17 protein-coding genes are annotated in these 23,110 nt (G+C 62.1%); 8 read left to right on the top strand and 9 right to left on the bottom strand.

From position 1 onward, the window contains the following. Nucleotides 1-12 precede the first annotated feature (12 nt). The gene (locus G3T16_RS08430) at nt 13-1,059 is read left to right on the top strand and encodes a DUF481 domain-containing protein (protein WP_163494663.1); all 1,047 of its coding nucleotides are present in this window, start codon (nt 13-15) and stop codon (nt 1,057-1,059) included. Nucleotides 1,060-1,093: 34 nt separating this feature from the next. Here the strand turns inward: G3T16_RS08430 and G3T16_RS08425 are convergent, their stop codons facing one another. Both G3T16_RS08425 and G3T16_RS08420 read right to left on the bottom strand, forming a co-directional pair. Beyond that, nucleotides 1,094-2,218, bottom strand: coding sequence for a 3-deoxy-7-phosphoheptulonate synthase (locus G3T16_RS08425; protein ID WP_163494662.1), 1,125 nt, complete (start codon nt 2,216-2,218; stop codon nt 1,094-1,096). Nucleotides 2,219-2,269: 51 nt separating this feature from the next. Further along, nucleotides 2,270-2,668, bottom strand: a complete 399-nt coding sequence (locus G3T16_RS08420) for a zf-TFIIB domain-containing protein (protein WP_163494661.1) — start codon at nt 2,666-2,668, stop codon at nt 2,270-2,272. A 278-nt stretch (nt 2,669-2,946) separates the two neighbouring features. On the opposite strand from G3T16_RS08420, the gene G3T16_RS08415 reads away from it, so the two are divergent. Beyond that, on the top strand, nt 2,947-3,609 hold the full coding sequence (locus G3T16_RS08415) for a hypothetical protein (protein WP_163494660.1): 663 nt from the start codon (nt 2,947-2,949) through the stop codon (nt 3,607-3,609). Nucleotides 3,610-3,706: 97 nt separating this feature from the next. Here the strand turns inward: G3T16_RS08415 and G3T16_RS08410 are convergent, their stop codons facing one another. Next, nucleotides 3,707-6,571, bottom strand: a complete 2,865-nt coding sequence (locus G3T16_RS08410) for a S8 family serine peptidase (protein ID WP_163494659.1) — start codon at nt 6,569-6,571, stop codon at nt 3,707-3,709. Between the two features lie 190 nt (nt 6,572-6,761). On the opposite strand from G3T16_RS08410, the gene G3T16_RS08405 reads away from it, so the two are divergent. Next, nucleotides 6,762-7,619 carry a DUF3014 domain-containing protein gene (locus G3T16_RS08405; RefSeq protein ID WP_163494658.1) on the top strand — a complete coding sequence of 286 codons (858 nt, stop codon included), beginning with the start codon at nt 6,762-6,764 and terminating at the stop codon, nt 7,617-7,619. A gap of 147 nt (nt 7,620-7,766) precedes the next feature. Here G3T16_RS08405 and edd read toward each other — a convergent pair whose 3' ends face one another. The 4 genes from edd to G3T16_RS08385 form a co-directional block, all read right to left on the bottom strand. Then, the gene (edd, locus tag G3T16_RS08400) at nt 7,767-9,581 is read right to left on the bottom strand and encodes a phosphogluconate dehydratase (protein WP_163494657.1); all 1,815 of its coding nucleotides are present in this window, start codon (nt 9,579-9,581) and stop codon (nt 7,767-7,769) included. Continuing rightward, nucleotides 9,581-10,264 (bottom strand): 6-phosphogluconolactonase, encoded by a 684-nt coding sequence (gene pgl, locus G3T16_RS08395; RefSeq protein ID WP_163494656.1) that lies wholly within the window; start codon nt 10,262-10,264, stop codon nt 9,581-9,583. The genes edd and pgl overlap by 1 nt, the downstream gene beginning before the upstream one ends. Next, complete coding sequence (gene zwf / locus G3T16_RS08390) at nt 10,257-11,711, bottom strand: glucose-6-phosphate dehydrogenase (protein ID WP_163494655.1); 1,455 nt, start codon at nt 11,709-11,711, stop codon at nt 10,257-10,259. Before zwf ends, pgl begins: the two co-directional genes overlap by 8 nt. A gap of 184 nt (nt 11,712-11,895) precedes the next feature. Next, a complete protein-coding gene (locus tag G3T16_RS08385; RefSeq protein ID WP_163494654.1) occupies nt 11,896-12,972 on the bottom strand; it encodes an MBL fold metallo-hydrolase in 1,077 nt (358 codons plus the stop codon). Between the two features lie 186 nt (nt 12,973-13,158). Between G3T16_RS08385 and G3T16_RS08380 the strand changes: the two genes are divergently transcribed. The 3 genes from G3T16_RS08380 to G3T16_RS08370 all read left to right on the top strand — a co-directional run bounded on the left by G3T16_RS08380 (nt 13,159) and on the right by G3T16_RS08370 (nt 16,014). After that, entirely contained in the window at nt 13,159-14,043 is an 885-nt protein-coding gene (locus tag G3T16_RS08380) for a DMT family transporter (protein ID WP_163494653.1), read from the top strand. A gap of 120 nt (nt 14,044-14,163) precedes the next feature. Beyond that, nucleotides 14,164-14,367 carry a type II toxin-antitoxin system VapC family toxin gene (locus tag G3T16_RS08375; protein ID WP_332102888.1) on the top strand — a complete coding sequence of 68 codons (204 nt, stop codon included), beginning with the start codon at nt 14,164-14,166 and terminating at the stop codon, nt 14,365-14,367. Nucleotides 14,368-14,373: 6 nt separating this feature from the next. Continuing rightward, nucleotides 14,374-16,014, top strand: coding sequence for a glycerol-3-phosphate dehydrogenase/oxidase (locus tag G3T16_RS08370; RefSeq protein ID WP_163494651.1), 1,641 nt, complete (start codon nt 14,374-14,376; stop codon nt 16,012-16,014). Nucleotides 16,015-16,212: 198 nt separating this feature from the next. Here G3T16_RS08370 and G3T16_RS08365 read toward each other — a convergent pair whose 3' ends face one another. After that, a complete protein-coding gene (locus G3T16_RS08365; RefSeq protein WP_163494650.1) occupies nt 16,213-18,168 on the bottom strand; it encodes a hypothetical protein in 1,956 nt (651 codons plus the stop codon). Next, on the bottom strand, nt 18,152-19,996 hold the full coding sequence (locus G3T16_RS08360; RefSeq protein WP_163494649.1) for a hypothetical protein: 1,845 nt from the start codon (nt 19,994-19,996) through the stop codon (nt 18,152-18,154). The genes G3T16_RS08365 and G3T16_RS08360 overlap by 17 nt, the downstream gene beginning before the upstream one ends. 501 nt (nt 19,997-20,497) lie before the next feature. Here G3T16_RS08360 and G3T16_RS08355 point away from each other — a divergent pair. Both G3T16_RS08355 and G3T16_RS08350 read left to right on the top strand, forming a co-directional pair. After that, entirely contained in the window at nt 20,498-22,183 is a 1,686-nt protein-coding gene (locus G3T16_RS08355) for an N-acyl-D-amino-acid deacylase family protein (RefSeq protein ID WP_197911966.1), read from the top strand. Nucleotides 22,184-22,292: 109 nt separating this feature from the next. Then, nucleotides 22,293-23,090: a sulfite exporter TauE/SafE family protein gene (locus G3T16_RS08350; protein ID WP_163494648.1), complete on the top strand. Its 798-nt coding sequence runs from the start codon at nt 22,293-22,295 to the stop codon at nt 23,088-23,090. Nucleotides 23,091-23,110: the final 20 nt, after the last annotated feature.

Raw genomic sequence — 23,110 nt, 5'->3', positions numbered from 1 at the left:
AAGGAAGTGGGAATGACGGGAAAGACTGAGCTGGTACGCGCACTGGTGGCCTGCGCCTTGCTGCTGCCGGCGGCGGGGCACAGCGCAGAGGCGGACCAGAATCTGGACGAGATCGTGCTGAAGAACGGCTCGCGAATCCTGGGCACGGTGATAGAGCTGCGCGATGGCATAGTGAAGATAAAGACTGACTTTGCCGGTGTTGTCAAAATCCATCAGGACCAGATCCAGGATATGCAGACCCGGACGCCGACCGTGATCAAGCTGGCTGATGGGACATTGCTGGAAGACCAGGCTATTGTCGTGCAACAGGAACAGCTGCTGTTGTCGGGCCCGGAAGCGCCGATGGACAGCTATACCGTGCGCGACGTGGTGCTCGGCAACCCCAAACCTTGGGAGTTGGGTCACGGCTATTTATGGAGCGGCCTGGTCAGCACCGCCCTGACCCTGGAGCGGGGCAACACCGATTCCGATGAGTTCGACTATCGGCTGGAGAGCGTCTGGCGCAGCTTGCGCGACCGCTATACTGTCCGGCTCAACGGTGAGATAGACGAGGCCAACGACCAGAAGATCGCGGAAAACTGGGCCGTACTGGGCAAGTACGATCACTTTCTTGAAGGCCCCCTGTATTGGGGCCTGAACGCCTCGGTCGAGCAGGACAAGTTCGCGGACCTCGACCGGCGGTATTACCTGGGTCCCTATCTGGGCCGTCAATTCTACGAAGCACCCGCCCTGACGCTGTCCGGTGAAATCGGTCTGGTGTATGTGGACGAACAATTCATCCTCGGTGAGGACGGCAACTATCGCGGCATGAACTGGACAGTGGACGCCACCAGCAACTACCTGGGCGGCAATTCGCGCTTGTATCTGGAGCATACCGGCATCTGGAACCTTGACCAGACCGAGGATATGCTGCTCAATCTCACCATGGGGCTGGCTTTTCCGCTGTTGTTCAATGTCGAGGCTGCGGCCGAAGTGGTGCTGGAACATGACAGCGGGCGGCCACCGGACGTTGAAGAGCTGGATCAGACCTATCGCTTCCGCCTCGGCTACAGCTGGTAACGGCGGTGCGCCCCGCCAGCAGCGATCCGCTCGATCAGCCTGGCGGACTGCTTCTGCGCACTGCCACTGCCAGTTGCTGCAGTAGCGGTATTGTCTCTTCCAGCGACAGGCAGGCGTCGGTGACGCTCTGGCCGTAGACCAGCTCCTGCGGTGGTGCCAGCGCCTGCCGGCCGCCGACCAGATGGCTTTCCAGCATCACGCCGCGAATGGCGCGCTGGCCCTGTTCCAGTTGCTCGCACAGCGAAGACAGCACCAGCGCCTGCCGCTGGGGATCCTTGTCGCTGTTGCCATGACTGCAGTCGACAATCAGCGAGGCGGGCAGCGCTTGTTTACGCAGTGCGATGGCGGCAGCCTGCACCGCGGCAGGCTGGTAATTGGGGCCGCTGTCGCTGCCGCCCCGCAGGATCAGATAACAGTGGGGATTGCCAGTGGAGTGCAGAATGGCCGGTGTCCCCTCCTTGGTCAGGGACGGGAACCAGTGGCTGTGGCTCGCTGAGCGAATGGCGTCTATCGCCACATCGACATTGCCGTTGGTACCGTTCTTGAATCCCACCGGCATCGACAGGCCCGAGGCCAGTTCGCGGTGAATCTGACTCTCCACGGTACGGGCGCCGATGGCGCCAAAGCTCACCAGCTCAGCATAATACTGACCAAAGGTGGTATCCAGGAACTCACTCGCCGCGGGCAGGCCCAGCGTGGCCACATCCAGCAGTACCTTGCGCGCCTGGTGCAGACCCCTGTTGATGCGAAAGCTCCCGTCCAGGTCCGGATCATTGATCAGTCCCTTCCAGCCCATCACGGTGCGCGGCTTCTCGAAATAGACCCGCAGTACCGGCAGGATCGAATCAGACAAAGGCTCGCAGGCGGCCTGCAGTTGCGCCGCAAAATCCAGCAGGGCGACCGGGTCGTGCACGGAACAGGGCCCGACAATCGCCAGCAGGCGGGGATCCGTCCCGCTGAGTATGGCTTCGATACTGCGTCTCGCGGTTGCGATCGTTCCTGCCTGGGCCCGTGTCAATGGCAGCTCTTCCGCGAGCACCCAGGGCGTTATCAGCGGCTGGGCCCGATGGATGCGGATATCATCGGTCGCGGATTCAATTGCGAACGCGGCGGAGCCGGGCTCAGCCGGAAGACGGTGGATAGGATCTTGCTGGGTCATGGCTGTCTCGGTCGAGGCTGCGGCTGCCGCATTGTGGCCCAGGGCCCCGCCCTATCGGCGTGCACCCTTTATCAGGCTGCGGAACCGGTCTGCGAGAGTCTCGTGTTTGTAGTCGCTAAACTCCCCGGCATCCATGAACATGCCGTGCTCCGGACACATTTCATACCAGATATGCTTCTGTTTTGGATCGGACAACTTCTCCATATCCTTGCCGCAGCGCGGACAGGCGATATCCTCCACCTTGTCCCAGCGCTTGCCCAGGGAGGGATCACCGATATCCAGCGCGTCGCCCATCCACTTGGTTTTCAGTAGTTCGGCTTCGCCGGTATCAAACCACAGTCCATGACAGTTGCTGCAGCGGTCGATGGCGACATCGCCGTATCGGATTTCTGCCATGCCATGGCCGCACTTGGGACACTTGATACTGTGTAGTTCCGGGTTGTATTCCATCTGGTTTCCCCAACAGGTGTATTCGCTATGGACGCTGGTGCGCGCAAGAGCGCGAGACATGGCGAGTCTAACGCAGGTGCCGGTGTTTGTCGTCCCCGGGAGCGGACCTGTCCACACGGTTTTCGCTGAGCGGAGGATATTCTGCCCGGGCAGGCGTGGTGGACGCGCCGAAGAAGCGGTAATTTACCGACAAACACGGTCGATTAAGCATTGCGTGCCACGGGATTCGGCCTACACTAACAATGCGGTATCCCATTGGCAGAGAGAGTGGAACGCTCATGTTGGAAAAAGAACTGGCCCAGGCCCTGAAAATGGCCGAGCAGGCCAACAGGAAGGTAGAGCAGCTGCAGAAGAAGCTGCTCTCGGAGACAGAGAAAGCCTATGCGCGCGTTACGACCGACCTGGCCGAGGCTCGCAAGAAGCACAGCAGCGCCAATGCCCGCCTGAAAAAGGCACGCGGCGCGCTGCAAGGCAAACCCGGCACTGCCAACCAAAAGCGTGTGGAAGGTTTGGTCGGTCAGGTGCAGGAACTGGCGGAATCGGTGGGGAAGATAGCTCGCGCTGCCTATACCTCGGCTGAGAGGCTGGTGCCGATACAAGCTGATCTCGCACTGGAATCGCGGCGCGCACAGGCTGCTGACCGGGCCGCATCGGTGGTAGAGAAAGCTGCTGCGCGTCGCCAGCAAGTCCAGGGCAAGGCTGGCCGCAAGACAGCGGCAAAGAAAAAATCGGCGGCCGGCAGCAGGAAGGCAGCCGCACCGCGGAAAAAAGCAGTAACCGGCAAGGCTGCGACGGCAAAGAAGGCGGCTCCCAAGAAAAAAGCCGCCGCTCCGAAGAAGAAGGCTGTGGCTCCCAAGAAAAAGGCGATGCCGAAGAAAAAGGCCGCTGCATCGCGCAAAGCCACTCCAAAGAAGAAGGCTACGAGCGCCACTTCTTCCTGAAGTTCGGCGGCTGATCCCGAACTGCCGCCGGCGACGGCGGCAGTGAACCGTGATGCGGATCTATTTGGCACCCTGAGGGCTGTTTACCCAACCCCGCTCAAGGTTGTCTCTGCAATGTCGCTGGCGGGAGCTGCGTACCCGGTGCCGTCGGCGCATTAGCCTGGGCGGGCAGCGTCACCAGGAAGTCGATGGGAAAATCGATATTCTCCAGGTCGCGGTCCAGTTGGATCAGGGCGGGCCGGTCGGTGCTCAGCCAGGCGCCGCAGGCTTCGCCCGCGTCACATATGGTCAGGTCATTGTCGGCATCGGACCCCGCGATCAGCTGGTACTCGCCTGCCGGTAGTTCCGGGAAGGCATAGCGGTAACGGCCGTTTTCGGCCCTGGCCACGGCCTGGTCCACGACTTCGTCCGTGGCCGGCTCGTAGACCAGAATGTAGACCACACCGACATCGGCACTGGAGCCACCCCCGACCGAGACCAACACCCGGATTTGCAGACTGTTGGCGCTGGAACGAACAGTGAGGGTCGCGCTGTACAGGCCGTCTGCCAACGCCTGCCGCTGGACCTGTAATGTGTAGCGTCCCAGGCCGGCGGTGTCGGTATCGGTTGCCGAGACCAGGAGCCAGGCTTCGTCGCTGCTCAGGTCCAGTACCTGCAGATCACCGCTGCCGCCATTGCTCAATACCAGATCCAGGGAGTCGGTTGAGGAACTGAAATTCAGCGTGGTAGATGAAGCGATCAATGAAGCGGCCGGCCGTACCGTACTGCCCATGCTTTCCAGCGCCGCATTGACCGCGCGCCGAGCGTCCACCAGGCCGTGGCCGTAGAGATCGTCACGTCCGGGCTCCCCCAGGTCAACCGTCAGATCACCGTTGCGCAACAGTGACTCCACAGCTGCGGCGTCCAGGTCCGGATTTATCGCCAGCATCAGCGCGAACACACCGGCAACGTGCGGCGCGGCCATGGAAGTGCCACTCAGGAACACATAGGAAGGCTCGATGCCATTGGCGCCGACGCTGCCCCCGGTACTGAGTACCCCATCGGGATAGCCATCGCCGTTGAAGTCTGTGCTGCTGTCGCCCCCGGGGGCGGCCAGATCTATGTGGATGCCCCGGTTGCTGTAGCCGGTGAGGCGGCGCTGGCCATCCACGGCGGACACGGCGAACACGGTTTCGTACGAGGCAGGATAGCCCGGGCTGCTGCTGCCCTCATTGCCCGCAGCCGCGACCACGATGATGCCCTGTTCGCGCAGGTCGCGGTACAATTGCTGGTTGATCTGGCTGAAACCCTCACCGCCCAGGCTAAGGTTGATGATGGAGGCCGGCTGCGCCGGAACAGTGCCCGAATCATTGTTCAGGCCGGCGGCAAATCGCACAGCCTGGGCCACATCGTAGGAGGTTCCACCCTCTTCCGCCAGTGCCCGCACCGGCATGATGCGGCTGTTCCAGGCCACGCCGGCGACGCCGATACTGTTGTTGCCGCGGGCGGCAATCGTGCCGGCCACATGAGTGCCGTGAAAACTGCTGGCAGCCGGATTCTCTGGATCGCCCCGATCCTCGGGATCCGGGTCAATGCCGTCCCCATCCCCCGCTCGCTGTGGATCACTGACAAAATCATAGCCCGGGACGAGCTGGCCCGCGAGATCGGGATGCCCCGCCAGAATGCCGGTGTCCACCACCGCGACAATGACCGAGGGATCCCCGGTGCTGCTGTCCCATGCGGCGGGCAACGCAATGAGCGGGTAGTGCCACTGGAGGCCGAAGGCGCTGTCATTGGGTTGCAGCGAGGGGCGGACACGGAAGTTGGGTTCGGCTCGGCGCACCCCGGGGCTGTTGCGCAGGGTCTTGATGCTCAGCAGGGTTTCCCAGCGCGATTGTTGTTGCACATCCGCGAACTGCGCTCGCCGCGCTATCGCCTTGCCCAGGCGCCGGTGTGTCGCCAGGTCTGCGCGCAGGGCCAGCAAGCGGGCCCTGCCCGGCCCGCCGGCTTGTTGCCGCAGTCCCATGCTGCGAGTGAGTGCCTCGGCAGCGGCGGGGACCAGTTGCTGACCGTCGTCCCCTTCGTATTCCACGATCACTTCTCCGGGGACGATCTCGGCGCTCGCGTTCGGTACCGAGAGTGCCCGGCTCCCCACTGCCATGATGTAATTGGTGGCGCCCGAGAAGGCGGTGACATTGACCACATAGGTGGCCGTCGCGGGCGCCGTCACTGTTTCAAGCTCACCCGTGGCGATGGAGAAGTCGATGATCTCGCCCTGTTCGGAGTACAGGTAGAGGTCCGCATCGGCGCTTTCGAAATCTGCTACCAGCAGGGTGACGGACTGACCCTGGAGCAGTTCGACACGGTAGTAATCGTCGATATCCCCGCTCACTTGGGAGCGGCCCCCGGCCCCGCTACCGGGCAGGTTGACATAACCTCCCACGGTCACCGGGTTAACCAGGGCCTGCGCGCTGCCGGGGGTGTCGTTGGGGTTGTAGGTCGTATTTGGATCGTTGGTATCGCCGTCGACCACCTGATTGCCGGAGGCCAACACCGAGCCGCTCAGCGCAAAGCGGGCCCCGCTGGGGTCGCTCGTTATGGTCACCGTGATTGAGCTGCTGCTCTCGGCGTTGTCGTCGTCGGTCACGGTCAGAGAGAAAGTCAGGTTGGTATCGCTGTTGACCTGTGGTGCAGTAAAGCTGGCCTGGGCATTGCTGTCGCTGTCCAGCTCTACCGCGGGGCCATCGACCTGCTGCCAACGGTAGCTGGTGATGCGGCCATCGCCGTCGCTGCTCGCACTGCCGTCCAGCAGCACTTGCTCACCGGCGGCGACGCTGGCGGGTGCACTGATTGAGGCAATCGGCAGTTGATTGACCGCCGGTGTCGCGGGGTTGCTGCCGCCACCCCCACCGCCGCCACATCCTGTGAGGACCAGGCACAACAAAAGCAGCGTGCCAGCGCGGGAGAGTATCGGGAGCAGCATGCAGCCATCCTTGCGTTGATGCTTTTTATCAGCTTACCAGAAAATACCGGCATGACCAGTGGCAGCTGCGACGGTGTCCGTGACTGCCGGACGGATTGGCGGTTGACGCTGCTCTGTTAGCAGCGTAATTATAGAACCCTGGCCCCCCGTTGCGGTCCGATACCACAGTACCCCTGGCCAAGGAGGCGATATGCAAGCCACTCCGGATGACAAGTTGCAGGATCCACCCAAGCGCGGTGGTGCGCCTGTCAAATTGATAGTGTTGGCGGTTGCGGTGGTGGTTGCGCTGTTCCTGCTGCTGTATCCGCGCGGTGATGCGCCGGTGGATGAGGCGCCACCTGATCCTGCTCCGGCTGCGTTGCCCGAGCCGTTACCGCCGGCGCCGGATATTCCACCCCGGCCCGAGCCGGTGGCTCAGGAGCCAGCCGAGCCGGCCGAGCCGGCTGAGGAACCCGCCCCCGCCCTGCCGGCGCTGGAGGACAGCGACAAGCTACTGCGTGAAGAGATCAGCTCTGTCGGTGGCGACAGCGACGAGTTTTCACCGCTGGTGGAGGAGGACAATCTCATAGCCCGGGTTTCAGCGCTGGTGGATGGTACCAGCCGGGGCACGGTCCTGCGCAAGAATCTGCCACTTTCCGCACCGGAGGAGCCCTTTGCAGTAGATGTGCGGGAGGGCCAGATCTATCTCGATCCCGAGGGCTATGAGCGCTACGATGGCTATGCCCAGGCCATAGCCAAGCTGGATGTCGAGGCCATGGCGGAGAGTTTTCATCGACTGCGGCCATTGTATGAGCAAGCCTATGCCCAACTCGGCCTGGACCCAGAGGATTTCGACAATGCGGTGATCCGTACCCTGGACCGGATTCTCGCCACGCCGGAACTGGAGGGCCCGATACCCCTGGAGCAGGACTCGGTCATGTACACCTATGCCGATCCCGAGCTGGAATCCTTGCCGTCGCTGCAGAAGCAACTGCTGCGCATGGGCCCTGAGAATCTTCGGCTGATCAAGCAGCAGGCCCAAACGCTGCGCGAAGAACTGCTGCGCTGACCGCTCCGGCTGCGATCCGCCGACGGGGTACTGGCCGAAAATGGCATTTACTTTAGGATTTTTGGGGGACTTCGTAGCCCGGTCGGCACCCTTCCAGGACGCCGACCTGACACCGGGTGGGCCAACAAGATAAGTGCCAATCGAGCATTAGCCCTGAAACACGGTACCGCCCGCCTCGGCCTCGTTCACTGCGCTGCGCATGAAGCCGAACAGTTCGCGGCCGGTGCCGAAGCCGCTGTCCTGCCCGGTGCGTTGCACGGCCGGCCGCTCGCGCCATTCGTCGGCCGGCACCAGTGCCTGCAATTCACCGTTGTCCGCATCCAGCCGGATCGGGTCGCCGTCGCGGACGCGCGCCAGCGGGCCGCCGCCGAGCGCCTCGGGGCTCACATGAATTGCAGCGGGAACCTTGCCCGAGGCTCCTGACATCCGGCCATCGGTGACCAGCGCCACCTGGTAGCCGCGATCCTGCAAAATACCCAGATACGGGGTGAGTTTGTGCAACTCGGGCATGCCGTTGGCCTGGGGCCCCTGGAACCGGACCACGGCTACCAGATCCCGCTCCAGTTCTCCGGCCTCGAAGGCCTGCCTGAGTGCGTCCTGGCTCTCGAACACACGGGCCGGGGCCTCAACCACCCGGTGCTCGGGCGCGACCGCGGAGACCTTGATCACGCAGCGCCCCAGGTTGCCCTGCAGCAGCCGCAGGCCGCCCTCTGCATCGAACGGGCTGGTGGCCGGCCGCAGCACTTCCAGGTCAGCGCTCTCGGAGACACCTTCCACATGATGCAGTGCACCGTCGTGCAGGCGCGGTTCCAGGGTGTAGTGCCGCAGGCCCTGTCCCCAGGCGGTGCGCACATTTTCATGCAAAAGCCCCTGGTCCAGCAGGGTGCGAATTACATAGCCGGTTCCTCCGGCGGCATGGAAGTGATTCACATCGGCACTGCCGTTGGGGTAGACCCGACTCACCAACGGCGTTATTGCCGACAGTTCACTGAAGTCCTGCCAGTCGATGATAATACCGGCGGCGCGGGCAATCGCGATCCAGTGGATGCTGTGATTGGTCGAGCCGCCGGTGGCCAGCAGCGCGACAATGGCGTTGACGATACACTTCTCATCCACCACCCAGGCCAGCGGTGTGTACTCGTTGCCCAGTGCGGTGATCCGGCATACCCGTTGGGACGCCGCTTCGGTCAGGCGCTGGCGCAGCTCGGTGCCGGGGTTCTCGAAAGCCGCACCGGGGACGTGCAGCCCCATGACCTCCATCAACATCTGGTTGCTGTTGGCGGTGCCGTAGAAGGTACAGGTGCCCTTGTCGTGATAGGCGCCGGATTCCGCCTCCAGCAATTCTTCGCGGCCCACCTTGCCCTCGGCAAACAGTTGCCGGACCCTGGCTTTGTCCTTGTTGCTCAGCCCCGTTGTCATGGGGCCTGCCGGCACGAACATGACGGGAAGATGACCAAAGCTCAGCGCGCCGATCAGCAGGCCGGGCACGATCTTGTCGCAGACACCCAGGCACAGCGCGGCATCGAACATGTTGTGGGACAGGGCGATCGCGGTCGCGGCGGCAATGATGTCGCGACTGAACAGGGACAGCTCCATGCCTGCCGTGCCCTGGGTCACGCCATCGCACATGGCGGGAACCCCGCCTGCGACCTGCGCGGTGCAACCCATTGCATGGGCGGCACGTTTGATGATGTCCGGATATTCGCCTAGCGGTTGATGGGCGGACAGCATGTCATTGTAGGCGTTGACAATGCCGATATTGGCCGCTTCGGTCAGCTTCAGGACCTGCTTGTCCTCTGGTTCGCAGGCGGCAAAGCCGTGTGCCAGATTGCTGCAGGAAAGCCCGCCGCGCAGCGGGCCGTTGCCGCGCATGGCATCGATCCGGGCGAGATAGGCGCGGCGCGAATCGGCGCTGCGTTCGGCAATGCGTTGCGTGATGCTGTCGAGCCGTGGATCTGTCATTACGGTGCCCACCAGATGGTTACGGGAGTTCGGGTTTGGGTCAGGATGCTGGCGACCGGGCGCGAGTCGGGCACCGCGGATTCCAGCACTGCCCGTTTGTCGGCGCCGGTAAGCTGCAGATGAATATGATGACTGTTCAGTACTGCGGCCAGCGTCAGGGTCAGCCGTCGGTGGGGGGCAGTCACCGGTTCCGTGGCGGCGAACCGCGCCTGACCCTGCCGGTCCAGCAGCGCGGCCAGGTTGGCTGCCTGCGGAAACCAGGAGGCCGTGTGACCATCGGCGCCCATGCCCAGGACCACGGCAGTGAACGGCTGCTGCAGCGCCGCCAGGCGCCGGCTCGCCAGCTCGGCTGCATGGCCGATATCGTCGCCGGGTGATTTCAATCCCGTGAAGCGGGCGCTGGCCGCCGGTCCCTGCAGCAGATTCTCGCGCAGCAGGCGCTCGTTGGAGTCCGGGTCCCGCGGCTCCACCCAGCGCTCGTCGACCAGGCTCAGGTCGACCCGTGCCCAGGCCAGAGCCATGCCGGCTAGTTGCCGCAACATGCCCCGCGGCGTGCTGCCACCGGACAGCGCCAGGCTGCCGCGGGACTGCTGTTCCAGCGTACTGCGCAAGCTCGCGGCCAGCGTACTGGCCAGCGTGCGGTCGAGCTCTTCGCGACTGTCAAAAAAAAGCCATTCATTCATACCAATTGCGTCCGTCCACGGCTACCAAGGCTGTTGCCGCCCCGGGGCCCATGGTGCCGGAATTGTAGGGTTTGATGGGGGTGCCCGCCTCGTCCCAGGCTGCGATCACCGAATCGATCCAGCGCCAGGCGGTTTCCACTTCATCGCGCCGCATGAACAGGGTCTGGTCGCCGTTGATCGCATCCAGCAGCAGGCGTTCATAGGCGTCGTAACTCACGCCCTTGTGCTGCGGGTCCTCGGTCAGGTGCAGCTCTACCGGTTGCAGGCGCAGCTTGCGGGTCAGCCCCGGCTTCTTGTTCAGCGTATGCAGACTGATCGTTTCTTCGGGCTGCAGCCGGATCACCAGCTTGTTGCTCAGCTCGTTGGGGTCGTTGGCAAACAGGGAGAAGGACAGCTTCTTGAACTCGATCACGATCTCCGAGTAGCGCCGGCTGAGGCGCTTGCCAGTACGCAGGTAGAAGGGCACACCGGCCCAGCGCCAGTTGTTGATCGTGGCCTTGAGGGCGACAAAGGTTTCAGTGGTCTCCGCGTCTTTGTACTCGGCCTCTTCCAGGAAGCCGGACACTGCCTCACCCTTGACCGCCCCGGCATCGTAACGCCCGCGCACTGAGCGCTCCTTCGCGTTGGCTGCCGTGATGGGCTCCAGGCAGCGCAGCACTTTGACTTTCTCGTCGCGAATGTCGGTCGGATCCAGGCTCGTGGGTGGCTCCATCGCGACAATGGAGAGCACCTGCAGCAGGTGGTTCTGGACCATATCGCGCAGCGCGCCGGTTTTGGCATAGTAGCTGCCGCGCCCCTCTACGCCGATTTCCTCGGCCACCGTGATCTGCACATTGTCGACAAAGGTATTGTTCCACAACGGGTGCAGCAAGGGGTTGCCGAAACGCACTGCGAGCAGGTTCTGCACGGTTTCCTTGCCCAGGTAGTGATCAATGCGGAAAGTGGCTTCCTCACCGAATACCGCGGCGACCTGGCGATTGATTTCATGACAGGAGGCCAGATCGTGTCCCAGGGGCTTTTCCAGCACCACCCGGCTGTGGTGGTCGACAGCGCCCGCCGCCTGAAGATGGCTGCAGATATCGCCATACAGCGAGGGCAGGGTGGCCAGGTAGAACAGCTTCACCGTGGCATTGTGTTGTGCCAGCAGATCCGCGAGCCGGGTAAAATGCTCGTCATTGTCTGCCTGGATCTGCATGTAGTGCAGCCGGTCGCGGAAGCGCTCCCAGACCGCGGCATCCCAGTCCCGCTCCGGCAGGAAGGTCTGCAGGTTGGCGTGAGCCTCGGCCCGGAAGGTCTCCTGGTCGATCTCCCCGCGCCCGGTGGCGACGATGCGCTGCAACCGGTCCGCCAGCCCGTGGCGGTGCAACTGGTACAGGGCGGGCAGCAACTTGCGGGTCGAGAGATCCCCGGTACCGCCGAAAATCACCAGGTCAACTGTCTGACTCATACCTGTTTTTCCTCAACCTGGGACCAATGGAAGCTGACGCGATACCGCAGGCGGCGTGAGCTGCGAGGGCGCAGGCCGGCGATGGGATCGCGGATTGGAAACCGCTGGATGCGATGATGATAGCAGAGATCGGCGGCAGCTGCCTGAGCGCCCCATCTGAAGCAGTCGATCCCGCCGCCGCGCCTCAGTCGAAAGCCAGGGATTCCGGCAATTGCCGGTACCAGACCACACCCTCTGCATCGGTCTCACAGCTGATCTGGCGCCGCCGCAGCAGGCAGTTGAGATGGGCGATAGTCTCGCCGGTGGCCAGGCTGAGGTGGAAGCCGGTGACCTCGCGCCGAAACAGTGCGGGAAAGCAGTCCACCACCCGGCGCGGTTCGGACAGGTGCTCGAACAGCTGGTTGAGTTCCCGCTTGTGGGTCTCGATCAATTGCGTCAGCCGGACATGCAGGCCGTGGAAGGGCGCCTCGTGGGCGGGCAGTACCAGCAGGTCGTCGGGAAGCAGCTCGCGAATACGGGAGCAGGACTGCAGCCACTCCTGCAGCGGGTCGCTCTCGGGCTCAGTCGGAAAGACACTGACATTGGGAGTGATGCGCGGCAGCACCTGGTCGCCCGCGATCAGCAGCTTCAGCGCCGGGCAGTAGAGGCAGGCGTGTTCGGGGGAATGACCACTGCCGACGATGACCTGCCAGTAACGTTCGCCGATGGTCACGGTCTCCCTGTCCTTGAGGCGGCGAAAGCTGTCCGGCAGTGGATGAACGGCGCGGCCGAAGCCGCCGAAGGCCTCGCGATAAGCCGCCAGCTGCTCCTCGCTGTAGCCAGCGGCCCGGTAGAAGCTGATGGCCACCTCCGGTGCCGGCCGGCCGGTGTCGGCGACCAGTGAGCGACACAGCAGGTATTCCTCCCGGGTCATCCACAGCTGGCAGTCAAAGCGCTCAGTGAGCCAGCCGGCGAGGCCGACATGATCCGGGTGCATGTGGGTGCAGATGACCCGGGTGATGGGTTTGTCGCCCAGGAAGTCGGTAAACAGCGCCTCCCATATTTCCCGTGACCGGGGCAGGTCCAGACAGGTATCAACCACGGTCCAGCCGGCGCCGTCCTCCAGCAACCAGAGGTTGATGTGGTCCAGCCCCATGGGCATCGGAAAACGGACCCAGTAGACTCCTTCGGCGACCTGCTCCGGTACCCCCGGTTCGGGATCGACCTTGCGGCCCCAGGGATAGTTCAGGCCGCGAAAGATTTCGGGATTGTCGACAAGCATGGGCAGATACCGGAAACAGCGTCAGGGACTGCTATGTTCGGCGCTGGCGGCCGAGATGTCTAGTCCGATGCCAGTGGGACAGGGGATGAGGATACCAGGGCAGACAGTTCGGGAGCCTGCACAGCAGGCTTTATTTGCGTGCGGCGCTGCCGTAAGCTGCCGCCTTCCAGTCAGAGGTACCTGTTCATGTCGCCGGCCGATACCCTGCGCCTGCTCCTGTTGTCGTCACTGTGGGGCCTGTCGTTTATCTTCATGCGGGTGGCCGCGCCCGAGTTCGGTGCAGTGCCGTTGATCACGTTGCGGATGGGGGTGAGTGCGCTGTTGTTGCTGCCACTGCTGTTGAACCGGCGCTACCTGAGCCTGGTGTGGGAGCACCGGGGCGGGCTGATGGTGGTAGGCCTGTTCAGCAATGCCCTGCCGTTTTCGCTACTGGCCCTGGCCACTATCGGGCTGGAGGCCGGTTTTACCTCGCTTATCAACGCCGCGACCCCGGTTTTTACTGCCCTGCTGGGGGCTCTGTTCTTTGCCACGCCGGTGCTTCGGCAGCAGTATCTGGGACTGACGCTGGCCCTGGTGGGGGTGTATGTGCTGTCGGGTGCGCGGCTGGACTTTAGCCAGGGCGGGGAGGGCTGGTACATTCTGGCCGCACTGGCTGCCACCCTGTGCTATGGCTTCGCAGGCAATTACTCACGCATTTATCTGTCTCATCTGCCGGTGCGGGTGGTGGCGGCGGGCAGTTGTGCGATGGCCGCCCTGCTGCTGTTGCTGCCCGGCCTCTGGTTGTGGCCCGCGCAGCCTGTCAGTGGGCTGGCCTGGGCCAATGCACTGTCGCTGGCGGCCTTCAGCACCGCCGCGGCCCTGTTGTTGTATTTCGGGCTGATTGCCAGTGCCGGTGCCACCGCGACCTCGACCGTGACCATGCTGGTGCCGGTGAGCGCACTGTTCTGGGGCTATTTCATGCTGGGGGAGCAACTCACGCTGCGGATAGCCGTGGGCATGGTGGTGACACTGTTGGGCACGGCCATCGCCACCGGCGTGCTGCGCTTGCGGCGGCCCTTGTCCAGTCCCTGAAAGCGGGCAGTCTGCTTTCTGTCCGATAACATTGCGGCATTGCACCGGCATTGCACCGGTTTGACGCTGTCCTAACCCCTGTTAAACTAGCTAAAGTTAGACTTTTTCGTTGACCCCCATCTGCTGCGGCGCATCCTGATCGAAAATGGCTATATCGAGTTGCCTGTGACCAGTACCCATACGCTCGCGGCGGCACATCTACCCCCGATCCACCGGGATCCTTTCGATCGCATCCTGATCGCCCAGGCGGAAGTCGAAGGTTTTCTCCTGCTGACAGTCGATACCACCATTCTGCAATATCAGGGACCGATCCGGAGCGTATAAAACCCGATGACCACACTGCGCCAGACCAACCTCGCCCGGCTCGCCGGCCAGGAATTCGACGTGCTCGTCATCGGTGGCGGCATCAACGGCGCCGTGTCCGCCGCGGCGCTGGCGGGGCGCGGGGTGAAGGTGGCCCTGATTGATCGCGGCGACTTCGCCGGTGGGGTCAGCTCCGAGTCCTCCAACCTGGCCTGGGGTGGTATCAAGTACCTGGAAAGCCACGAATACCTGCTGGTCAACAAGCTGTGCCGTTCCCGCAACGAGCTGATGCGCGCTTATCCTTCCACCGTGAAGGAAATCCGCTTCTTCACCACCATTCAGAAGGGTTTCCGCTGGCCGCCATTCTTCATCTTCCTCGGCAGCGTGCTGTACTGGATCATGGGGCGTTTCAAAACCAGGCCACCCCGGTATGTAAGCGCCCGCCAACTTGAAGCCGCCGAGCCGGTAATCAACACTGACAATGCCGCCGGCGGGCTGGAATACTCCGACTGCTACCTCTACGACAATGATGCCCGCTTCGTTTTCGGCTTCGTGCGCAAGGCCCTGGACTACGGCTGCGTGGCCACCAACTACGTGGCCGCTACCGCCATGCGCCGGGACCAGGGGCGCTGGCTGGTCGAGGCGCGGGATGCGACCAGCGGCGAAACCTTTACCGTGGCGGCCAGGGCCCTGGTGAACGCCGCCGGCCCCTGGCTGGACCAGCTCAACCGCGATACTGGCATACAGACTGCACACCACCACCTGTTCTCGAAAGGCATTCACCTGATTGTCGACCGCGTCACCGACAACAGGCGTGTGCTGACCTTCTTCGCCAGCGACGGCCGCCTGTTCTTCCTCATCCCGATGGGTCCCCGCACCTGCGTAGGCACCACCGACACGCAAGTGGATTCACCAGAAGTTGGCGTGACCGATGAAGATCGCGACTTCGTGCTGCGCAACATCAACACCCTGCTGGACATGGACCCGCCCCTGACCCGGGACAGCATCATCGCCGAGCGCTGCGGTGTGCGGCCGCTGGCATTGCACGGCCAGGGCGGTGTCGCCGACTGGGTGCAGCTGTCGCGCAAGCACGTGATCGAGGTGGACCGCGACCGCCAGCATTTGAGCATCCTCGGCGGCAAGCTCACCGACTGCCTGAACGTGGGCAATGAAGTGGTAGCGGAACTGGCGCAATTGGGCATTGAAGTCCCGGAGCCCGCTGCCTGCTGGTACGGCGAACCCACGGCAGACGTACACGAGGAATACCTGCGCCAGGCGCGCCTGATGAACCTGGACGAGCTCACCGACCCCTCCTCTTCCGAACCCCTGAGCGAACGCTTCTGGCGCCGCTATGGCCAGTCGGCCTTTCACCTGCTGGAGCGTATCCGTGAAGACCGCAGTTGCGCCCGCCTGCTGATCGCCCGCGCCGAATACACCCGTTGCGAAATGGAGCTGACCGCGCAGCGGGAGATGGTGGTGAAACTGAAGGATTTCATGCGAAGGCGCTCCAAGATCGAACTGGTGTTGAGGCCCGAAGAGATCGTCGAGGCGCCCGGCTTGCGACGGGCAGCGGAGATTCTGTTCGGAGACGAGGCGGAACAGCGATTGGAGGAGTATGTGGGGGGGCTGCAACTTGATGTTGCAGACACTGAGCAATACTCGAATTGAGCGCGGTGCACTGCTGACCACAACACGCTGAGAAAATCCTGGTTCCGATCCGGGGGGCGCTTCCTCTACGGCGGCTGGGAGCGGCAAGAAACAACTACGGCAAGTCCGGTCAATTCTTGCAGGGCTTTGTACTTACCTTGCCGGCAAGGGGAACGCTGTTGCGAACAGGGATGGCGAATGGCCAGTGGTTCAGAGCCCCTACCGGTCAGCCGACAGCAGGCCCGCACTAATGGCTCCAAGCGGGTCGCGGCAAATTCGCTGGCTGGCGGCAGGAGCCTTCATAAATGCCTCGTGTACAACGCGATAGTCGACACTCGCCGGTATTACATCGCTTTGTCCCAAGCGCTCCCTGGCGATATCCACAAGACAGCCACAGGGAGTATGACTCGCTGTCTCGTAATCCCAGCAAATCTCGCTATGCAGCCGGAATTCTCCGGGCTTCTGGGGCGTATCGCTTACCCATTCAGCGCCGGAAATTACGGCATCCGCGGTTTCGGGCGGGAGCGATTGACCGTGCGCAACCAGTGAAATTCCCTGAGACATTTGGCGCGCGGTCGGACTGTCGCAGCCGACGGCATCCAGGAAACGGATGAAATCATCCTGGGCATAGAGGTAGGGCCCAATCTGGGAATGAGCCTCATCAGAAACCGCGCCCAGACCGCCCTCCATCATCTCGAACGCTCTGGCCCAGAGGTTTTCCTGAGCTGCTGCTCGCTGTCTTCTCTGTAACTCGTTGCGAGACGCCAGGTAGGGCCTCATCAGCCCGCGCTGAAACCGGAGAACGTCTATGTCAGACAGCCGCGTAGTCCGGTTGATGAGGGGCCCCGACGTTGTGAATGTCTTGATCTGAAACTCATCCGCGGAGGCGGGCAGGCGATGGCTGCACATTGAAGAATACACTCTCACCCAGGCCGTCAGAATGCCCATCTGGTCCACGTGTCCGCGCTCCAATGGGTAGCCGTTGTGAAAGTAGATCGCACCGCTCTCTGCCGTAAACGGAACGGTGCGATTTCCACGGAACACCGCCCGTAGCGAGCCGGGATCCCGGAACTGACTCCAGAACCACAGGCCGCGATATACGCGGCCCTCACGCCGCGCAAGCTCGCTGAGCTCCTGTTCGATCCCGGCGATCTTTATGGCACGCTGGTAGGCGCGGATATTTTCGGGCGCATGGACTGCCGATGCCGTCGGCATTGTCGCATCAGCTACAATGCCTTCCATCACACCGCTGAGTTGCTCACGTCTGGAGGCGAGGTCCTCGAGCCGCTGGGCAGCATCGAGTTCCACTTCGCGCGCGGCCGTTTGCTGGGCGGTCACCTCCAACTCGCTGGCGATTTCGCCAATCGCCCTGGCGCGATCCGCGATTGCCGCGCGAATGCACTGCTTGTCGATGTCGCAGCGATAGGTCGCGGTGTGCCAATAGTGATCGGTGAGTATTTCCGCCTGATCTTTGGGGACCTCGCGCACGTTGGCATGTGCGAGCACTGAATTGAGTTGCCCAACCATGTCACGATGCAGAGCACTGAGGTCGGCATCGCGACAAATCGTGTTCATGGCGGCGCTACGTCGTCCCCGGAGACAATCAAAGCCCGGATCCTGTAGCGCCAACACCGGATTGTCGTCCTGTTCGGTATTTCGTTTGTTCCATTCATCTATACGCCCGGAAAGAAGCTCAATCGTGCAGGCCTTCTCTACGGCGGGTTTGCACGCATCTCCTGCGACGCTGTCGGCAGGGAAGTCCGCCAGCAGAGCGTATTGGTCGCGAACTTGATTCGCTCGTTTGAGGCACGCCATTTCGGCATTCCTGGCGCATGCAAGTATATTGCTGTGGAACACGTTGACCCGACTGGGAGCGATGTCGCGCCTCCCGTCGATGTTCGGCATGCGGCCGATGGCAGCTGCTACTGCTTCCAGAAGTCTCTGTTTGTAACGCTGTACCAGAGGGTCAGAACAATAGACATTCTCGCGATTACAATGCAAGGCGCTTTCCAGCTGCTTCGCCCGCACCATATGATTGGCGGTGTACGCGCCGTTTACCTCGGGCGGATCCGGCCACGTCTGCGCACCCGCGCCGACCGAAGCGGACAGGGTACAAGTTGCCAGCAGGCCGCACAGATATCGGCGCACGCCGGTGAATTCAGTCTGGTGGTGCATCGCTTTCCTTCTCTGCATGCTCAAGCCGCTCCCCCGCGGCCTGAAGACTCGCATTGCCTCGCAACAACTGGACCAGGTTCATCTCGAACTGTCTGCTTGTAGTGCTGCTGCAGCCTGCCATCCGCAGCAGTCGTGCCGCATCCCTTTCTGGTCCGGCCATACGCTCAGTGATTGCTGCAGATTGCCTGGATCGAGACACAATCTTCGAGGACAGAAGTGCTGGCTGCGCCACCGCCGAAAAGAGATCGATATAGGCATTCTTGACCAGTAGCCTCGGCTGTTCGGGGAAGGCGCCCGCCTGGGCATCATCGGCGAGAATCTGGCGGAGCGCGGGGCCATCCGGCCATTCTATCTCGCGCGCTCCGTCCTCAAACGGTGAACAGTAGGCCGCGCTGGCGGCGAGCCAGCCGGTAAAGTAGCGCACCCCCACGATGGGCGGTACCTGTTCACCTTCGAATATCCTGCGGGCGTCAGAGCCACCGACGCTGGACCAGAACTCTGGATTTCGATACACAAGCCCCGCTCGGGCTGCAAGCCTGGCTTTGTCACGCTCCCTGGCGAGGGCAGAGGCTCGACGCTCTTGGTCCATCCGGGCGAGACCCGCCTCCACGTGCTCGCTGTAGCTCTGTGCGGCCGCGGCCCGGTCCCTGGCCGTCCCCAGGACAGCCTGGGCTGACGTCGGTTCGAAGGCATGGGCGAAGCGAGCGACCAGGGTGTCGCTGTTCTTGCCATCCCAGGAGATAGTCAATTTACTTTGAGTGATCCCTGGCTCATTCGCTCTGCCCGCCGCATCCATCGGCACGGGATGATTTTTCACAATGTGATAGAGACTGACCTGAGCAGGTGGCGTCAGCTCGTGTGCAAGCAGCGATGCCGCGAGCAGCAACCTTTCGTCGACCGGGTCAACGTCGCTGTTCACCGGGACATCGTGAAGCACAACGAAAAATGTTGTCGCGCCGATTGTTGCATCGACGAAGTGAAGCTCATCAATCCTCCCCATCCCGCGGGCGGAAGAGAATCCATGGCGTGACATTTCAGCCTGCAATTCACTGTCTGGCAATGAGGCTTCGAGTCCCGGCAGGGTGCCGGTACTTCCGGCCCCGAACTCTTCGAGCTCCGCCAGGAAAGTCTGGTAGGCGGCGGTGTAGCAGTCCCCGGTTCGATCATTGCTGCAGGTGGCCACCTCATCCATGTGGGCAGAATAGCGGCGCCAGGCCTCGACCTTCTCATCGACCGAAGCCAGCCCGCGTGAGACTTGTTCGTAGCGCTCGACCGTGGTGCGCTGCATTCGGCCCAGATTCGCAGAACCGCAGGCAGCGCGTGCCTCCCGGTTCTGAAATACACCGCAGTTATACGTGGGTATTGATCCGGTGGAGAAGCCGCGGTGGCAGCTCTTGTGGAAGGCCCGGTATGCCGTCATGAATTCCGACCACTGGAAGCGGGGAATGTCCACAGCGTTAGACACAAGTTCCACCGTATCGTCGGCTCGGAACATACGGAAACTGATGTTGGGATTCATGGAGTGGTCATGTATTGAGCTGAAGGTGATTTTGCCGTTTGGTCCCACCAGCTGGATTCGTACCTGTTTGTCGCTGATGTTGCCGTCAAACCAGTGCTGAACTCCACGGTCCCCTTCCTTGCATGTAAAGGAATAGGCCGATCCACCGGCTTGAATGTACGAGACCTGGGCACGATACGGCGCAGGGGCGGCAAGCATGACCCAACTGTCCTCGGCACTCTGAGCAACAGCGTAAGGACTCAGCGTATATAGAATCAACAATGCGGTTGAAACAAGCGAGATGCGGCCGGAGTGGGTGAATTTGATCACGGGACCTCGTGCAATTCCGGTTTGGATAAAATCACCAGGGCTCTCCCCAAGCCTCTGACGTTCACCGCTCAAATAGATAGAGGAAGGGTAGTGTGCACGATCCGTACCAAGTCGGGGAAGGTACTGTTATCAATGAGATGTTCTCGTCGCATTCCGGTGAAACATCAGTATATGTAAAAAAAGCTGACAATTCTCGGCAACAAATATCGCAGTGAAAAAGCGGCGAGCGTACTGGTTCCGTTCTTGTGGCCTATTTGAATATCAGAATGAAACGAGGGCGGTAATTGCGCCTCGTGATTGGCCGGTCTGCCTGTTCGGCTGGCCAGGGCGTCGCCCCCTGTTGTGCGGCCCTAAAGCGGAAAACAGCGCCATGGCACCTGCTGCCCATCCGTGTCAAAATTGGCTGATCTGCAAACGAGAGGCGTTGTTTCGATTGATGCGCAGCCGAATGTATTTGCAGACAACTTGTGTCTGACGAATGGAAACCGGCGGGGAGATCCCATGCGCACCCAGATTGTCCGTAAAATGCCCTTCTCAATCCGATTGATCCTCCCTTCGCTTGCTGCCGTCCTGCTGATCATGGCTGCGGTCACCGTGCAGGCCTCTGCGGACTACGATCTGGTGATTCGCAACGGCACAGTGGTCGATGGCAGCGGCAGGCAGGCTACAAGGGCTGATGTGGCGATCAAGGCGGGACGATTTGCCAAAATTGGCGAGGTCTCCGGTCGGGGATTGCGCGAGATCGACGCCCGGGGTCGCCACGTGTCACCGGGTTGGATCGACATGATGGACCAGTCAGGGGAGGTGCTGCTGAAGAACGGCCTGGCCGCAAACAAGTTGTTGATGGGGGTGACCTCCGCGATCGGCGGGGAAGGCGGTACGCCGGTGCCGGCCGAAGGCATCCAGGGCTATTTCCAGGCCCTGGAGCAGCAGGGGATCAGCCTCAACTTCGGCATTTACTACAATGCCTTTCAGGCTCGCGAGGCCGTGGTGGGTGACGCGGACGTCGCGGTGAGCGACGCCGATATCGCCGCGATGCAGCAACACATGCGCACGGCGATGGAGGCGGGGGCCGTCGGCATGAGCAGTGCGGCGTTCTACCCGCCTGCCTCTTTCATGAGTACCCGCGAGCTGGTGGAACTGGGCAAGGCCATCGCTCCATACGGTGGGATCTACGCCGCGCACATGCGCGATGAAAGCCGTAATCTGCTGGCAGCCATCGAGGAAATGATCACGGTGGGTGAACAGGCGGGGATTCCGGTGGAGATTTTTCACTTCAAGAATGCCTATGCCCCGCATTGGAACAAGACCGTGCATCTGGCGATCGAGAAAATCGAGAGCGCCAGGCAGCGGGGCGTGGATATCGCCGCCGATCAGTACCCCTATGTGGCCGGCGGCACCGGCATCGACGCAACGGTGCCGACCTGGGTGTTTGCCGAGGGGCTCGACAAGGGACTGGAGCGGCTGGCCGATCCCGAGGTTCGGGAGCAACTCAAGGCAGAGATCATGGATCCGCATTCCGATCGCATGGTGGCCAACAGTGGCGGTTGGGAGAATATCGTGCTGGTGCGGGCCTACAATCCGGATTATGAGCAGTATGAAGGAATGAATTTCCTCGAGATCGGTGCGGCCCTCGGGCTCGAGCCTGCCGACGCGGCCTGGAACATCATGCTGGAGGCCCGTCCCGAGCGAGCCTATGCGTTGTATTTCATGATGTCGGAACAGGACGTGCAGACCATCATGCGCCAGCCCTGGGTTTCCATCGGCAGCGATGCCGGCGCTGCGCCGAAGCTGGGGGAAGTGGATGATATCGGGCTGCCGCATCCGCGAGCCTACGGGACCTTTCCCCGTATCATCGCCCGCTATGTGCGTGATCAGGGGCTACTGACCCTCGAAGAGGCGGTTCGCAAAATGACCTCCCTTCCCGCCAGCAGGGTGAAACTGGAGCACAGGGGCACGATCAGCGAAGGCAACTGGGCGGATGTCGTTATTTTCGACTACGACAACATCCAGGACAACGCCACCTGGGAAGACCCGCTGCTGACGCCCAGCGGCATCGACTACGTACTGGTCAACGGCCAGGTGGTAGTCGAGGAGGGACGGCACTCGGGCAAACGTCCCGGCATGGTGCTGTACGGCCCGGGCCACCGGGCCGCGGACACTGACGATCCGGCGCCGGCTTCCTGAGCTGGTTTCCGGGAAGGCCGGTACGGCGCACCTGATTTGAAGTACACGGCTACTGTTAACAATAGATAATTGGCCTTATCCTGAATTTCCGAAAAACGGGGCCGCCACAATGGAATTCTGGTTTATTTTCTACCTTATTCTGGGCGCACTGACAGGTGTGCTCGCCGGACTGTTCGGCGTGGGCGGCGGAGCGGTCATGGTGCCGGTACTGGCCGTGTTGTTCGCCGCCCAGGGTTTCCCGTCCGACTATATCGTACATCTGGCCCTGGGCACCTCGATGGCGGCCATCGTGCCGACCTCCATTGCGAGCCTGGGTGCTCACAACCGGCGAAATGCCGTGCTGTGGCCAGCCGTGCGCGGGCTGGCCCCCGGTATTTTGCTGGGAACCTTTGCCGCCACATTTCTCGCCGCCTATCTGCAGCCTCGGCCACTGGCCATCTTTTTCTGTATTTTCATGAGCTATGTCGCTGCGCAAATGATCCTCAATCGTAAACCCAGTCCCTCGCGGCAACTGCCGGGGCTGGCCGGCTTGTCGGTGGTGGGGGCGGGTATCGGCGGGGTATCGGCACTGGTTGCGCTGGGCGGCGGCACGATGACGGTACCATTTCTGGCCTGGTGCAATGTCCGCCTGCAAACTGCCATAGGCACCTCGGCTGCGGTGGGCTTTCCCATCGCCCTGGCCGGCTCTGCCGGGTATATCCTGAACGGCTGGGATACGGTCGGCTTGCCGGCTCATACCCTGGGCTTTGTGTACTGGCCGGCCGTGCTGGCAATGGCCGCGACCAGTCTGTTCTTTGCGCCGTTGGGTGCACGGCTCGCGCATCGATTGCCAGTGACCATACTGAGAAGACTGTTCGCGGGACTGGTGATTCTATTGGCCCTGCAGATGCTCAGAACGGTCTTCTGAGCTGCGTAGTCACTATCCCC

The sequence above is a fragment of the Kineobactrum salinum genome (assembly GCF_010669285.1).
GTDB lineage: Bacteria > Pseudomonadota > Gammaproteobacteria > Pseudomonadales > Halieaceae > Kineobactrum > Kineobactrum salinum.
The sequence above is the reverse complement of the archived record's forward strand: the minus strand, read 5'-3'. Positions and strand labels throughout refer to the sequence as shown.

Coding starts and splice junctions, on each gene's coding strand:
- G3T16_RS08415 (WP_163494660.1), top strand. CDS start 2,947: ATGTTGGAAAAAGAACTGGCCCAGGCCCTGAAAATGGCCGAGCAGGCC.
- G3T16_RS08430 (WP_163494663.1), top strand. CDS start 13: ATGACGGGAAAGACTGAGCTGGTACGCGCACTGGTGGCCTGCGCCTTG.
- G3T16_RS08385 (WP_163494654.1), bottom strand. CDS start 12,972: ATGCTTGTCGACAATCCCGAAATCTTTCGCGGCCTGAACTATCCCTGG.
- zwf (WP_163494655.1), bottom strand. CDS start 11,711: ATGAGTCAGACAGTTGACCTGGTGATTTTCGGCGGTACCGGGGATCTC.
- G3T16_RS08410 (WP_163494659.1), bottom strand. CDS start 6,571: ATGCTGCTCCCGATACTCTCCCGCGCTGGCACGCTGCTTTTGTTGTGC.
- G3T16_RS08425 (WP_163494662.1), bottom strand. CDS start 2,218: ATGACCCAGCAAGATCCTATCCACCGTCTTCCGGCTGAGCCCGGCTCC.
- pgl (WP_163494656.1), bottom strand. CDS start 10,264: ATGAATGAATGGCTTTTTTTTGACAGTCGCGAAGAGCTCGACCGCACG.
- G3T16_RS08365 (WP_163494650.1), bottom strand. CDS start 18,168: ATGCACCACCAGACTGAATTCACCGGCGTGCGCCGATATCTGTGCGGC.
- G3T16_RS08350 (WP_163494648.1), top strand. CDS start 22,293: ATGGAATTCTGGTTTATTTTCTACCTTATTCTGGGCGCACTGACAGGT.
- G3T16_RS08405 (WP_163494658.1), top strand. CDS start 6,762: ATGCAAGCCACTCCGGATGACAAGTTGCAGGATCCACCCAAGCGCGGT.
- G3T16_RS08370 (WP_163494651.1), top strand. CDS start 14,374: ATGACCACACTGCGCCAGACCAACCTCGCCCGGCTCGCCGGCCAGGAA.
- G3T16_RS08420 (WP_163494661.1), bottom strand. CDS start 2,668: ATGGAATACAACCCGGAACTACACAGTATCAAGTGTCCCAAGTGCGGC.
- G3T16_RS08380 (WP_163494653.1), top strand. CDS start 13,159: ATGTCGCCGGCCGATACCCTGCGCCTGCTCCTGTTGTCGTCACTGTGG.
- edd (WP_163494657.1), bottom strand. CDS start 9,581: ATGACAGATCCACGGCTCGACAGCATCACGCAACGCATTGCCGAACGC.
- G3T16_RS08355 (WP_197911966.1), top strand. CDS start 20,498: ATGCGCACCCAGATTGTCCGTAAAATGCCCTTCTCAATCCGATTGATC.